Origin of the sequence: Streptococcus oralis, from assembly GCF_001579175.1 — a bacterium.
In the GTDB taxonomy this organism is placed as follows: Bacteria; Bacillota; Bacilli; order Lactobacillales; family Streptococcaceae; genus Streptococcus; species Streptococcus oralis_O.
In genome coordinates this window covers 83274-99394 of record NZ_KQ970760.1, presented here as the reverse complement: position 1 = coordinate 99394, position 16121 = coordinate 83274, and the positions used below count along the sequence as shown (strand labels likewise).

At 42.3% G+C, this 16121-nt stretch carries 4 protein-coding genes and 2 pseudogenes; 1 reads left to right on the top strand and 5 read right to left on the bottom strand.

Annotated elements, in window-relative coordinates:
• The coding region (locus tag SORDD24_RS11640) for a SpGH101 family endo-alpha-N-acetylgalactosaminidase (RefSeq protein WP_231082679.1) at positions 1 to 10165 on the bottom strand (10165 nt) is incomplete at its 3' end.
• Between the two features lie 282 nt (positions 10166 to 10447).
• Positions 10448 to 12430, bottom strand: a complete 1983-nt coding sequence (locus tag SORDD24_RS04715; RefSeq protein ID WP_061408068.1) for a peptide ABC transporter substrate-binding protein — start codon at positions 12428 to 12430, stop codon at positions 10448 to 10450.
• 242 nt (positions 12431 to 12672) lie between these two features.
• Between SORDD24_RS04715 and rfbD the strand changes: the two are divergent.
• A pseudogene (rfbD, locus tag SORDD24_RS04710) lies at positions 12673 to 13527 on the top strand (dTDP-4-dehydrorhamnose reductase).
• A 60-nt stretch (positions 13528 to 13587) separates the two neighbouring features.
• On the opposite strand, the pseudogene SORDD24_RS04705 reads toward rfbD, so the two are convergent.
• The 3 genes and pseudogenes from SORDD24_RS04705 to glf all read right to left on the bottom strand — a co-directional run.
• A pseudogene (locus SORDD24_RS04705) lies at positions 13588 to 13818 on the bottom strand (dTDP-glucose 4,6-dehydratase); the annotation flags it as partial.
• A 112-nt stretch (positions 13819 to 13930) separates the two neighbouring features.
• Entirely contained in the window at positions 13931 to 14983 is a 1053-nt protein-coding gene (locus SORDD24_RS04700; RefSeq protein ID WP_061408062.1) for a glycosyltransferase, read from the bottom strand.
• A gap of 27 nt (positions 14984 to 15010) precedes the next feature.
• Complete coding sequence (gene glf / locus SORDD24_RS04695; protein ID WP_061408059.1) at positions 15011 to 16114, bottom strand: UDP-galactopyranose mutase; 1104 nt, start codon at positions 16112 to 16114, stop codon at positions 15011 to 15013.
• Positions 16115 to 16121 lie beyond the last annotated feature (7 nt).

Genomic DNA, 16121 nt, shown 5'->3' with positions numbered 1-16121 from the left:
CTTCTTGAAGAACTTCTGTCCATTTTAGAGTGCGGTTGCCTTGGCTATCCACCTCGATAAAGTGGCGGACTTGACCGGCAACTCCTGCTTGAACTACACGACGCTCACCTTTGAGAAGCTCTGCATTTTCACGTTCTTGGCGATCGAAGGCTTTGGTTTCAGTCTCGACCACCAGTTCCGGCAAGGCTTCAACTGTTGGTGCTTGCTCGTCGCCCTTACTTGTTTGAACTGGTCCATCTGTCAACTCTTGATAGAAACTTGACATTTCATAGAACTCTGCTTTTCCACCTTCCCAGATGAGTTTCACATCTAGGAGAGAACCACCGTTTCGGATAACGAAGGTTTGAAGACTTGAAGTAATGGCACCGAGTTCTGTCCAACTATCTTTACCATCTTTGATGGTTCTCGCTAGAACACGCGCAGCAACAGCTTCAGGAAGGCTTGAAACGAGACGAAGATGGTTCGCATTGGTAGGTTCAGACAAGTGATAGACAAGCTCACCTTTATCTTCTGCTGATTTGTAGCTAGTCAAAACTTTACCATCTACCAGATTGGTATAAAGGTTACCTCGGCTTTCTCCACCGTTTCCTTCTACAGTTGGATCATTGATTGGCTTGACAAATTCACCATCATTGATTACCAATTCTGTGAAGCCGACAAAACGTGCAGTATAGTCTGCAGTGTAGAGGATACGGAGATAGTTAGCCTTGACTGGAGTTGTTAATTCACCTTCGATGTAGCGATTTCCTGGCATCTTAGAATCATGTGTCCAACCATCTGTCAAGGAATCATCGTGCTCGCTATTAACTGCACCATCACCAACCGTTACCACATCTGTCCAAGTTTGACCATCTCGACTGACTTGGATCTTGCCATCACGAAGATAGTTCTGCGTGCCATCTTGGATATAGGCTCTGATTTTTTTGATGCTACGTTCGCTACCAAGTTTCAGAGTCACATGACCATCTTTGCGGGCATAGTCTGAGAACTCGACAAAGTTATTATAGACCCCGTCAAACAACTGATCCAGATTGTTGATCTTACGAGCATCATTGGTTCCATATGTTGGGTGAATACCCATTGTAGTGGATTCTAGTTTTGTCGGTTGTACTTCTCTGGTAGTGACAAGAAGAGAAGTTGCAGCAACAGCTTGCTCTTGGTCAGTTTTGTTCACCAAACGAACGTAACGAACCAAGTGACTTACCACAGATCTGTCAGTCAATTGACTAGCTAGAGTCCATTCTTGGGCATTTGCAGAATATTCCAAGCTGAGAGCCGGATTGACTTGGCCTTGCAACTGGATGCGGTCTACCTGATGGATACGGTCTAGTTTCATGCCTAAATAGCTATTGGCAGGAAGTTTTGTTCCAGCTGGAATCTGAAGTTCATAACGTCCCAGACTATCAAGCACTGGCGTTTCTTTTAAGCCTTCAACATTGGTATCGGTCATCTCGCTATTTCCAGTACGTGTCTCAGCAGAGAAATCTGCGATACGCCACCAGAGATCAATAGCTTTGGTATTGCGTACCCGGATGTAACGAGCGTGGATAGTTCTTGTCACTTCCTTGGTTTGCTCACCTGATAAACGATCCAATTCTTGCCAAGTGGTAGCATCTGTAGAATATTCAAGAACACCCGCCGCAAGTTTGTCACCTGATCCTTGGCGAAGACGTACTTTCGTAACAGGCTCAACTTTACCTAAGTCAAGCTGTACCCAAGCATCCACTGGTGTCGTATTGCTACCGTCAGCATTTGCCATCATGGCTTCTGTATTGTCCTTGCCATCAGTGATTTGACGAGCTGAGGTATTTAGTTTGTAAACTAAGTTTGAACTTAGACTAACTGTCGTTGCTTGTTGGCTACGAGCTTTTTCAACTGGACGGTTAACTGCAATTTCCTGAACTGCAAACCAGGTATTTTCACGATCTGCTGTCGCAATCATACGAACTGCCTTAGCCTTGATATTGAGATTCTCAAACTTAAGAAGGGATTCATTTCCGACATAGCTTGGCTCTTTCAAAGTTACCCAGTTATCATTTTCATCTTGATACTGCACTTCTGCCTTACTAAAGGTATCACGTGGATTTGACTGTGTTCCCATCGCAAATACCAAACTTTGGATTGCCACCGGTTTATTAAATTTCATACCGATGTAATCACCCTTCTTGATACTATTTGGTGATTTGATGATGGCATGAGTTGCTAAATCCCCATCGGTCACTTCTGCCAGACCACCTTCTACACCTTCTCTATTGGTCATAAAGGTGCTAATCACTTGATCTGGATGCAATACTTTTTGAATTTCAGAAGCTAAAACCTCTTTCAAACCAAGAATAAATGGTCGAATATGTTGGACACCTAATTCCGCTTTTTCCAAGTGGTCCACATAGTGGAAGGTGTAACTTTGAGACTGTTCATACAGTTTCAATCCCTTGTAGTAATGATCCCACAGTTTAGCTGCATTGTTTGTTGCTATAAATTTTGTAGCTGTAAGAAGAGCATCTAGGGCATTCATTTGGTCAATCGTGTTATCCAACCAATAATGGATTTGTGCCACCATCTTTTGATCACCTGAAGCTTTATAGAGCTCGGCTGCTTCTTTAATCTTGGTAAACTCTGCACGCAAGGCAACACGTTCTGCGGTCACATCCTGACCTGCTTTTAGTTTGGTCATAAAGTCTGTCAATTTCGGAGCCAATTCTACCGATTCTTCTAACTTCACAACCCGACCATCCATATTTTGGTTGATCATGTGCTTACCAAGTTCGCGGAAGGCTGCCGATGTTTTGCTGTCTTCAAAATGACCGTTTTCAACAAAATTGAAGGCTATATCATTGATTTTCTTAGCTTCTTCCTCAGATTTCCACTGTTTCCATGTATACTGAGCTGCCGCAAAGAGTGCAACCTTAGATGGTTCAGACTGCTGCATTGGGTTTAACATAATACCAGATAACAGGCTTGGATCAACGTTTGGATGGAGGAATTTTTCACCACCACCTAGAATCAAGTGCTGTTTGGAGTTGTCTGTACATGGCCAATTAATCCATAGAGAAACTGGACGATAAGTCTTGCCACCAGCAGTCAGATTGTTTTTGAGATTAGATAGGAAGTTCTCAGAAACTTCACCCCAAATCTTACCACCAGTTAAGGTCATAGTGGTTGAGTTTGGCAGATGTTCGTTTAGAGACTGCAATTCTGCTTCACGACCATTTCCCCAATACTGAGCTGGTACAAAGATCATCTCCTTGCGAAGACCACTGTAAGTTCCTTGCATTTCCGTCAACCAATTAGTCACATCCTGCATCAAGCGGTTGTAGCTATTGTAGCCTCCAACTGGGCTTGGTGCATCATCTGCTAGAATACCAAATTCACGTACTCCCGCTTTCATCAACTGGGTGAATTTTGCTTTAATCGTTGCAAGGTCTTCTTGGTAGTGAGCTTCATTTCCAAAGCGGATACGGTTATTCATGAATGGGTGGATTGTCCACACATAACGTGTCTTGTTTTGATTTCCGACACGAGCCAGTTCACGAATTTCAGCTAGTTTTTCTTCTGGATAAAGTTCACGCCATTTCTTATTGTGGTATGGGTCATCTTTTGGTGCAAAGAAGTACTGAGTCAATTTCAAATCGCCACCGTAGCGCATTAATTCTGCACGATCTGCATTAGACCATGGATTTCCATAGTAGCCTTCAATGAAACCACGGTTCTTGATTTCAGCATAATCTTCAACTGTGACATTACGAAGAACAGGTACTGGACTCTCCTTGAGCATGTGTTTCAAGGTTGTCAAGCCATAGAAAACAGCGTCCGTATCTTTTCCGACGATGGAGATCGCATTATCTTTGATAGACAAAACATAAGCATCAATCTTATTAAAGAGACCTGCTGAAACGGTTGATAGGTGTTGTTCAGCTTGTGAGCCTTGATTGTGGACTCCTAGGTAGATATTAGTAGCTCCAACGACTGCTGTTTTGCCAGTTGTATAGGAAACTTGATTGTCCTGCAAGACACTCTTCAAGCGATTACGAGTATAGATATCTAATTGCTCGCCCATCACCAGATTGACTTGGTTACGAAGGGCTGTAACGCCTTCACCGTAAGTCACTTTTTGTGGAGTTGGAAAGACCTTGTACTCTTTCTTGAGATAGTCTGTGCTCTGACTAGCAGCTGCAATGCTAGCTTCGCTAGCTGGCTTGTTAGCTGTAAATTGAGCCGCTAATTCAACTGTTCCATCACCTGCTTGCTCTACTTTTGGTGTTTCTGGTGTAGAAGGGACATCTGGTTTTGGAGTAGCGTCTTGCAGTTGATTGAGATAGCCTGCAAAGTATTCGACCATCGCAGTTGTTAAAAGATGGTTTTCACTAGCAAATTTCATGTTGGCAACTACACTTGCTACCTCATCTTGATTTGCTTTGTCTGTCAATTTTTGAGCTTTCGCTAAAGCTGCTTCGTAACCGGACAAATCAAGAGGTGCTTCCGCTACCTGTGGGCGCATAAAGATGAGTTCAGCCGCAGCTTGGTATTTGTCCCCACCGTCTCCATAAGTCTTGGTACCAGTCAGAACAATCTTCTTAGCCTTGATTGTCTTGCCAAAGTTAATTTCTTTCGGCTTGTTATTGTCAGGCCAGTCAGTCGCAGTGAAGCGGTGTTCTGTATCGGTTTCGTCTGTCACCACAAGCGTCACATTTCTCAAGTTACCATTTGAACCAGAAGCTCGTGGTACATAGCGGAATCCTGTAATTCCAATTGGTTCTTTCAAGACCATCGTTGCAGGTTTACCAACATCTCCGCCATTCCAAGATGTATGCCATAGACTGGACAGATTGCCATCAAAGGCATTTGCCAAACCTTCATTTGCCTGAGCAGGTGCCTCCAAACTCTCAAAGTCAGTCGCAACTAAGGAGACTTTCTTCTGTACCAAGGCTTCCTTCAATGCTTCAATTTTGGCAATTTCTGCACGCGCATCTTCCACACTGATATCATCATCTGCTTGACTGAGTTCAAAGACAGCTTCCTTCAACGCATCCAGGGACTCTTTGGTGTAGTTGGTCATAGCAACGATTGGTAAGTAGTTCTTGACAGCATTGTCTGTCAACATCTTACCAGTTAAAGTAACTTCTTCAATTTGAAGCTGATCCATGATGAAGTCATTGTAGCCTCGGAAGTTAGCATTGCCTCCAGCATCTCCATGAGTATTGCTTGCATTGCTAGTTGAGTAGATACCAATCCAAGTATCACCTGTTTCTGCACCTGTCACGAGGAAGGTTGCCTTCTTGGCTTTCTTAGAATCAGTCCAAGTATTTGGCAATTCATGCATTTCTTCTAGGTTGCTTGCTTGCGCTCCATTACGTCCAGCCTGAAATTCTCCCTTGCCTACTACAAAGGCGTAAGTGCTATTTGAACCAGACTCGTACTTGAAGGTCACCCGATAGGTCTTACCAGATTCAAAGCGGAAGTTTTGTGGGATGGTTTGGTAAACCAAGTTACGACGGCTAACCAATCCATTTGTCTTCAAAGACCACGTTCCTTCGATCACATCGTCAACTTTTTTACCATTCCAGCCACGTTGTGTATAGGAGTCATGTTTTTCAGACAAGTGGGTACGGTTGTCTTCTACTCCTTCGATACCACCTACTACAAATGGGAAAATACCTTGCGGAACATTTTCAAAGTCTTGTTTGAAGATTCCTTTACCAGTATCGTGCTGGTCTCCATACATGCTGGAATTGTTTTCAAAGGTGCGAATTTCATCAAAGTAGGTTGCCTCTTCACCAGCTTCACGACTCAAGGTGAGCGTAACATTTGATACATCTGAACCCGTTGTAAAGAAGGCATACATGTTTTGGAAATAACTTGTATCATTAACGGTTGCATTGTCACGTCGTGTATTGTGGGCGTAGGCCTTAACATAGTTGAGAGCAAGTGACTTATTGGTATAAGTAGTCACTTCTTTTTCACCAGTGTTTACAGTGATGCTCGCCTTGGCATTACTACGGTTATCAACACCCACATAAACGGCATACTTGGTATTTGGTTTCAAACCAGTTAATTTCTGAGTGAGACTAACTTTTTCTTTGTTTCCTTGAATACGAAGCATATCGTTTGCACCTTGAGACTTGACAATTTCTGCCTTAGAAGCATCGCCTGAAATGGTCCAGTGTTTCAAGGTACCGCTATTAAATCCTTGGTCATAGATGTGCATGCCTTCGCTCCATGACATTTCAGGATTGGTTTGTTTTGAACGGTAAAGAACGTATGGTTGATTAGCTAGAAGGTCTAGGGTAATCTTGCCATCTGTTACAGTGAGTTCTTTCTCTTCTGTCTTACCTTGGTCCGTTAGCTTGTAAAGGTAAACCTTGCTATTTGCCCAATCACTCGGAAGGGTCCAAGTTGTTGCACCGGCCTGCGTATTGAAGTAGTACATTTTTTCCTTATCAGTAGGAAGTTTCTTACCATTCGCATCCCAGTTCCAAGGAGTCAAGTAAGCTGAACCATCTTGGATGACACGTCCGTTGAGCGTTACTGTTCGTTTACGGTATTGTGGGCTATTGACATCGTTTGACTTACGAGTCACAACAACCTTGTTACCTGCTGCATCGACTAGCTCAACCTTCATTTCTGGAGTCCATTTATAGGTGCTACCGTTGTCGGTCATGGTAACTGGTGTACCATTTTCCCATTTACTTACAGTGAAGTGTTGGAAGTACTTAGTCATGACGTCATGGGCAAAGAGGTTAGTCACGTAGCCATTGTAGTCGCTTCTTCCTTGCCAGCCTTCAAAGTCCTTCATGCTGTAACCACCTAGAAGTGGGTAGTCTGCAGCACCACCGTAACTTCTGTAGTCACCTACCCAAGCATCTTTTTGGTGGTTACGGATAAAGCGCGTGATGGCACTGTTGATACCTTTGTTAGTGTAGCCACCATAGGTCAAGTCAGCTGCCCAATGATGGAAGGTAGAGTCATACTCACCACCATGGCCCCACTCAATCGCAAAGCGCCAGCCTTGTTTGTTGATTTCTTTAGCAAGAACGTGGGTAGCCCAGGCACCGTTATCACCTGATTGACCATTGCCCCATACGTCCACATAGATAAAGTCGAGACCATCACCAAGTTTTTTCTTCAAGTCTTCCCAGCGAGCTAAGCGTCCATGCGCCAAGTCATAAGCAGCATCAATGTTGATACCTTGGTCTAGCCAGTTCCATCCGTAGCTGTAGCTTCCATCTGGATTCTTACGAAGAATATTTTCGTTAAAGTATTTAGACTCAGGATAGGTCTCAGATGCGTTCACGTGGATACCTAGATGAGCTCCATATTTCTTCGCTTTTTCAATCAAGGTCTTGAAGTCTTCAACACCGCCAATACGTTGTCCAATATCAGCATAGTTCAAGTGACCAGAGTCATGTCCCTCACTACCATATCCTTTAAGGAGAACACCCTGTCCAAGACCATCTGTATGGAGGTTTATCTTCTTGATACCATCTAGAGTCATGAGGAATGGGTTTTGTGCTTGTGAACCAAAGTTCATCGCGATACGGTAAGCCGTGATATCCTTAACTTTTTCCCAACCTTGAGGATTGTTCATAATGCTACGATAAGCAATTGCTCCATCCTGCCAGTCAACCTGCTTATCCGCATTGGCATCTTCTGTGATGACAACCTTAGCACTTGGAAGTTCTTTCGTGTATTCTGGATAAACAATGCCTTTATATGCTTTTTCCCATTGCCACTCAGAACTTTGGATACCGACATAGTTTGTCGTTCCGACTGTTTGTTTGAAGGCTGTCAAACGTGTCCAGTCGCTTGAACCACCACCATAGCTATTTTGTGAGTTGCTCCATACACCTGCGGCCAACTTATCTGTGGAAACAAATCCATACATATAGCCCTTCGCTAAATTTTGCATTGGATTGGTTACAGCCAAATGAACATCTCCGCTAACGTGAGTATTGTTTGACATGGTTGCTCCATCAAACTTAGCTCCAGCCTGATCACTTGAAACAGATACCAGTGAGTTTCCTAGGAAGTTGATAGAAGAAAGCAGTTTTCTTTCGTCGTCAATTCTTTGTCCTGCCGTCACTTGATTGTGGTTGACAATTTTCGTCACATCAAAGTGGAGTTGATTCTCCACAACTTGGAGACGCACTGTCAGATCCGCATTGATCAGGTTCTTTTCATCACGCAATTTCATCAAATACTCTGCTGTGGTGGCGTTCACTTTCGTATAAGTCACCTCAGGAGTGATTTCATGATTGTTAATCAAGACTTTATTGAGTTGCTGCACTTGTCCAGGCAGAGTATGACCGTTCAAGGTGTATTCTTTCACACGTGGAAAGGCTTGGTCAATCACTGCTTTGAGGACAGTCGACTGAATCGTGTCATAAGTCACTGTACGGTCATCAATCTCAGCTCCTGTTTCCTTCTCAGTAGGAGTATTCTCTGTTTTCACACCTTCCTGGTTATCCGTTTTAACGCTAACAACAGTCCGATCATTGCCGTAAGAGCCTGCTTTGAGAAGAATTTTCTTCTCATTTTTCAAATTCTCATTGACAGCAGCAGGCAAGGTCAATGTATTAAAAAGAACCGTATCATTATTGCTTGCATTGAGCTGACCGTCGGACTTGAGGGTAATAGAGAGGTGGTTCACAGAGCCTGTTGTTGGAGCCGCTACACGCTTACCTGTATACCAGATATTATTGTTTGGAGATTTGTATTCCCAGAACCATCCATCTCTATCGTATCCAACAAAAACATTATTCTTGGTATCTTTGAATTTCAAAAAGACACCAAAGCGAGATTTGCCTGTTTCAGAATCTTCTCTGAAAGTGAGGTCAACAGTCGCATTTCCATTGGTATCCACTGCCATTCCCTGTTTTTCAAACAGGGCAGGCTTGTCAGCATTGTCATTTTGAGCCGTTGAGGACAACTGATTGTAGCGAACACCTTTATCTTCATGGATAGCAACTGTACCTTGCTGTTCACTCTTAGCTACTGTCTGCCATTCAGGCGTCACCGCCTTCGGTGTTTCAGGTTTAGCAGGTGTTGCTGGGGTTTCTTGTGTTTTTTCTTCAGCTGGCTTTTCTGCTTCTTCCAAATCAGCTGGTTTTACACTTTCAATTCCCTTTATATGATCTTGGATCCATTTTAACTGGGCAGGTGAAAAGAGAATGCCCCCGCTACGTTTTCCAACGACACCGTTTTGATGGACTCCGATCAGTTTACCATCAGTATCAAAAATTCCACCGCCACTAGCACCTGGTTTTCCTCCTTGGTAACCAACTCCTTGAACACCTTCTCCATAGGATTCGACAGAATCAACAGCCGCATTGACAATCGGTGCTAATTTCCCTTCTGGATAAGCAAAGACGGTCAATTTGTCACCTACTTTTTTAACTGCTGGTTTTTCCGTCACTTCTACAGGAGTATTTTCCAGAGCTGTGCGCAAGCGAATCAGTGCCAAGTCATTCTTGTATCCTTTTAGGTAACCAGCCCGATCCCAGTGATGAATATCGGCTTTGCTAAACTTGACATCTGGTAATTCTGGATATGAAAGGCTATAAATATCCCCCTCTCCCTGGTCTTTGTCTACAACTTTGCGAACATTCCCCTCTTGTTTATCTTGGATAAAGTTGTGCGAAACGGTCAAAACCAAATCATTCGCGATAACAATACCGCTACCTGTTCCAGATGGCGTCTTGATTTTAACAGTCGCGCCGTAGTTTAATTCCCCGTTAGTCGTTTTAGCTACATCTTCTGGAACAAGGTTATGCGTTTCTTTAGACAATTCCTCCTTGTCGACTTCACGCCCATTGTCCTCGGCTGTCGCCAACTTCTCTTCCACCTCTTTTGGAAGGGGAGCTAAAGGAGCTGTCTTTTCTTTTTCTAGAGCTAATAACTCCTCTTCTGTTTGTGGCCCCTCTGCTTCCTCAACAGAACCAGGGTTCTGAGCTGCAGCTTCCTTGTCAAATTCTCGACCCTCAGTGCTAGCCCTCTTTTCCAAATCAGCCAGTTCGCTAGGTAAATTAGTTGCTGAACCAACACTTGCTTGATCTGCTAAAACTGGGGCAGTTGCAAAGAACGTGGCTCCCACCATAACAGAAGCTACACCAATCGTAAACTTGCGAATGCTGAACTTACAGCGTTTTTCAAAAAATCGTTTATCCATTAACTCCTAAATCCTTTCATTTTCCGGTAAGCGTTTACATTTCTTTTTTAAAAAATACTCCTTCCTCCGAAAGTGCACTGCTTAACCGCCATAAATAAAAAATAATTGTACTTTTAATATAGCAAATAATTAAAAAGAAAGCAATAGGAAAAATGTAAAAATGAAGAATTTTTTCTCTATTCTGAAAAAATAGGATAACTCACCCCAAAAACTGCTTTCTCAAAATAATAAAGGATTTAGTGTTCCTATTAACACTAAATCCTTTATTTGGTCATGCAAAAGCTATTTCACATGGTTTGCTAGATCTTCTTGAGCTTTTTTATTAGACTCTTCTTTTTCTTTCAACCATTTTTCTTGAGCTTTTTGGTATTCTTCGACCGTTACTGGCTTGTCTTGGACTTCGAGGTATTTATACAAGAGCGCTTCACTCGTACCTTTGTTTCCAGAGTAAGCAAATGGTAAAGTAAATGGTACCATCTTAGACAACATTGGACGACCAGTTTGCGATGTCGTTGGGATGATCAACGCACTATCTGTCAACCACGCTTGCGCTGCTGCATACTTTTCGTAACGTTTAGAAACATCAGAAACTTCGCCTCCAGCTTCGACTACCATTTTTTCGTAGTCTTCCAAACCAACTTGCTTGGCTGCTGCATTGTTGGTTCCTGAGTCAAATCCTAAGTAGGTCTTGGTATTTTCTCCAACAGACGGCTTGATAATGTCAAGGTAGGTAGATGGGTCTGCAAAGTCTGGAGACCAGCCAACATTATCCGAGATATCCCAATCTTCCCCTGCAGCAGACTCTGCGAAGTAAGTAATGTTCAATACTTCATCTTTTTGCAGTTGTTGGATATCCACCACAACATTATCTGTTCCCAAGGTTGCTTCCAATGATTGTTTCACTGATTGCACCCGTTGCAGTTTTGTTGTGTTGGTTTGATCTACTGGCATATCCAAGTGGATTGGGAATTGTACACCTTCTGCTTGCAGAGCTGTTTTAGCCTTGGCAAATTCTGCTTTGGCTTTTTCAGGATTGTAAAAACCATCTTGGGCATCATCTAAATTAACATTCTGCCACTCATCTCCATAAGTTACCAATTTTTCCTTGACTAACTCGCCAAAGTTTTTCCCATCAGCTTGGACAAATGCTGGTGGTACAAATAAATTACGAAGAATCTTGCTTGCTCCACTCTCCCCATTCACTTGAGATGCATAGGCAGTTCGATTGATACCAAAGGCAAGGGCCTGACGGAAGTCCTTATTTAAAAGAGCTTTCTTAGTCGATGTCTTCTGCTCATCTGTCGTCTTAGAAGTATATTTATAGGATTGACGGTCAATGTTGGTACCGATCAAATAAGTTGCTGAATCTTGTGGCGTGTAAACGATATTGTCTTTAAAGGCTTTTTCAGTTTCTGAGTAGCTGGCACTCGTTGGAAGGAGGCGTGCCATTGTAAAGCTACCATCCTTAAAGTTTTCAGCTGGTTTGTTGGTATCTTGACCATCCCAGTATGACAATTTCACCTTATCAAGGTGGACATTATCCTTGTCCCAGTAGTTTGGATTCTTTTCAAACTCAACAGAAGATTTTGCTACGATTGATTTGAGCAAGAATGGTCCATTGTAGAGAATGCTGCTTGGATCTGTCCCTTTTGCGAAATCATCTCCTTTAGAGTTCAAGAATTCTTCATTAACGGGTGCCATCACACCCATGGTTGTCTTAGAATTCCAGAAACTCTCTGGTTTATTCAATGTGTACTGAACAGTGTAATCATCAAGCGCCTTAATCCCTACTTGAGAAAAGTCTGTGATTTCTCCTTTAACATAGGCATCCAGTCCTTTGATTGATTCTTGAACAAGGTAAAGAGCATCTGATTTTTTATCTGCTGCATATTTCAATCCTGTCACAAAATCCTGAGCTTTGACAGGGGCATATTCTTCACCTTCAGAAGTATACCATTTGGCATCCTTACGAAGTGTATAAGTATAGGTTAATCCATCCTTCGATACCGACCAATCCTCAGCCATAGATGGGACAAAGTTTCCGTAGCGATCATTTTCTAGCAAACCATCAACGACGTTGCTGGTAATATTTGAAGTTGCTGCCTTAGCAGTTGTTAGATAGTTCAGGTTATCAGGGTCTGTTTCATACATATAAGAAAATGTCTTCTCAGCTTTTGCACCCGAACCTCCTCCGGAACATGCAGCTAAAACACCAGCTGCTAACAAGGTCACCCCCGCAAGGGCAAGTAGTTTGGAACTTTTCATAATCTCTCTCCTCTTTAACTTTTTATCCATTATAGACCCTTTTTAGAAAGATGTCAACAGAATTTTCAGAATTTTTTATTTAATTCGGCAAATTCTGACAAAAAATCTTTTAATAACCTACCTAGTTTTCCTAATCACTTGACAGATGATTTATCCAGTCTAAACGTCAAACAGGATACGAAAGCTGATTTTTTAGCGTTTTTTTGCTATGATTGAAGGAAAGAAATAACAAGGAGAATAGGATGATTTTAATTACAGGCGCTAATGGCCAACTCGGTACCGAACTACGTTATCTACTAGATGAACGCAATGTAGAGTACGTTGCAGTCGATGTAGCAGAAATGGATATTACCAATTCCGCTATGGTAGAGAAAGTGTTTGCTGAAGTCAAGCCGACCTTAGTCTATCATTGCGCCGCCTACACAGCTGTTGATGCAGCAGAAGATGAAGGAAAAGAGCTTGATTTTGCCATAAATGTAATAGGAACTGAAAATGTATCCAAGGCCTCTTAAAAATACGGAGCTACTCTTGTCTATATCTCGACAGACTATGTCTTTGATGGGAAGAAACCAGTCGGACAAGAGTGGGAAGTCGATGACCTACCTGATCCGCAGACAGAGTACGGACGTACTAAACGAATGGGTGAAGAACTCGTTGAAAACCTTACGTCACAGCATTACATCATCCGTACTGCTTGGGTCTTTGGAAATTATGGAAAGAACTTTGTTTTTACCATGCAAAATCTAGCCAAAACCCATAAAACGCTCACAGTGGTCAACGACCAACACGGCCGCCCAACCTGGACACGAACCTTGGCTGAATTTATGACCTACTTGACTGATAATCAAAAAGAGTATGGCTACTACCACTTATCAAATGACACAGCTGAAGACACCACTTGGTATAACTTTGCTGTCGAGATTCTTAAAGACAGTGATGTCGAAGTAATCCCTGTAGATTCCAGCAAGTTTCCTGCCAAGGCCAAACGACCTCTCAACTCAACTATGAGTTTGACAAAAGCAAAGGCGACAGGTTTCGTCATTCCAACCTGGCAAGATACCCTTAAAGAGTTTTATAAACAAGAAGTAAGAAAATAAAAGATAACGACATACACAAAAATCAAGAGACCATGAGGTCTCTTGATTTTTAGTATCGGATTATTTAATCACTTGTTGCGTTTTAGCATAGTTAGCCTCTACCGCTTCTTTTTCAGATTTCCACCAGTCTTGGTTGTCCGTGTACCACTTGATGGTCTCTTTTAGATCCGCTTCAAAGTTGGTAAATTCTAGTTTCCACCCTAGTTCATCACGAAGTTTGCTGGCATCGATGGCATAGCGGAGGTCATGATCAGCTCGATCTGTAACGTGGTCATAAGCATCAGCTGTTTTGACGCAGCTCGAGTAAGTGGTACAGGCGCATTCCCGAACCACCTGAAAGAATAATACCTTTCATAATGATGTAATCTTTCTAACGAACTGATTAATAAGTAGCTTCAAATTCTTACTTCAATTTAGAAATGGCCGATTTCAGATATTCTCCACTTCGAATCGCTGCTCCTACTTGTCTGGCATTAGCCGACAGTTCCATGTAATCTTTATCTGTCAAATCGTCTAGTGCCTTTTGGAGGTCATGTAGAGAATCAACCGCTATACCACACTGCTTATCTAGCACAAAATGCGCAAGGGCAGACTCTTTCCAAACCACTAGAGGAAAGCCCGAAGCCAAATAAAGAGAAGCCTTGTGGGAGTTGTTAATACGTAGGTAATTTCCGAAAGAACCTTGGCAAGTTTCTGAACTATCACCATCCCACACCAAACCAAAACTACCTTGAAGAGCATTTGGGAGGTCATCTGGCATAAAGGAACCAAAGTAGGTCGTGTTTTTCAATGCACGACTTTCATCGTACCCCATTCCATAGAGATTATAGGCTGGCTGTTCTGGCAAATTATAAAGATAGCCTGATTTTGTTGGAATTAGATTTCCGGCTATGATAATCGCTTCTTCTTTTTGGGGAACACTTTTTTCCTCAAAGTTCGGAATCAGATAGTCAAAAATCTCCAAGCTAACCATTTTATCTGATGGTATGCCTTGAATTGTCAAGGCATTTTTCATGATATCATTATGAACGATAATGCCATCCACTGATGTAAGAGCTGCCTTCTCTTGGAAGTAATTTCTCACTTTATGACGAAGTTTCACTGCTGAATTTCCTACATGACGCAAAGTTTCAATATCATGGATCACAAGATAGAATTTGACTCCTCTATTTTGCGCCTGCTTAATGAGTTGTGAGATGAAAAATGTATGGTGGATAATCGGGAACTGAATCAGCAATTCATCCCCAGCTCCCAACTGATCAAAGACAGACTTGAGCGCACGATATTTGTGTTGCTGAGCTTCAAAGAAATTCATCTTATACCAATTCTCAACCTTGAGTTCCAACCCTTTATAACCCTCTGAGACTAGAATAGCTTCCACGTCATTTCGTGCCTTATTTCCTGCATTCTTTTCATATTCATTACTCAGAAATGAATCCTTCAGATAATATTTCACCTTTTCTCCCCTTTATCTGTGATGTTCTTAGATACTTCCTAGTTCTTTCTCTACCACATCCAATGCACGTTCAACAGTTACATGCATATCATAGTATTTATAATCTGCCAAGCGACCACAGAAGATAACCTTGTCATTTTTGGCTGCTTCTTCTTGATACTTAGCAAACATGGCATTGTTTCTCTCATCATTGATTGGATAATATGGCTCATCTCCACGTTTCCAATCAGCTGGATACTCACGAGTGATAACCGTCTTTGGTTGAGTACCATACTCGAAATGCTTGTGCTCGATGATACGAGTATAAGGAATCTCACGTTCTGTATAGTTGACCACAGCATTTCCTTGATAGTTTTCTTGGTCCAGAATCTCATGTTCAAAACGAAGGCTACGGTATTCTAACTCCCCGTGTTTGTAGTCAAAGTACTGGTCAATCATCCCTGTAAAGACAACTTTTTCAGCTGATGCTTCTAGCTCTTCACGATTGGCAAAGAAATCAACACCAAGCTCTACTTCTACATCGCCAAGCATGTTTTCAATGATGACGTTATAGCCACCGATTGGAATACCTTGGTAACGGTCGTTAAAGTAGTTGTTATCAAAGGTCAAACGCACTGGGAGGCGCTTGATGATAAATGGAGGAAGGTCTGTTGCAGAACGTCCCCATTGTTTTTCAGTATAGCCCTTGATCAACTTTTCATAGATATCTGGACCAATCAACTTGATGGCTTGTTCTTCCAAGTTCTTGGGCTCAACATCTTTCATATCAGCTGTTTGCTGGGCAATCTTGTTCTTGACTTCTTGTGGTGTCTTAGTTCCCCACATAGCGTAGAAGGTATTCATATTGAAAGGAAGATTGTAAAGACTCCCCTTGTAGTTAGCCACTGGCGAGTTGATATAGTTATTAAACTCAGCGAATTGGTTAACATAGTCCCATACTTTTTTATTGGAAGTATGAAAAATGTGGGCACCATACTTGTGGACATTGATACCCTCAACATTTTCACAGTAGATATTTCCACCGATGTGATCACGCTTGTCAATCACTTTAACTTTTTTACCGCGTTTTGTAGCTTCGTGTGCGAAGATTGCTCCAGACAAACCAGCACCAACGATAAGATAATCGTACATAGTGTTC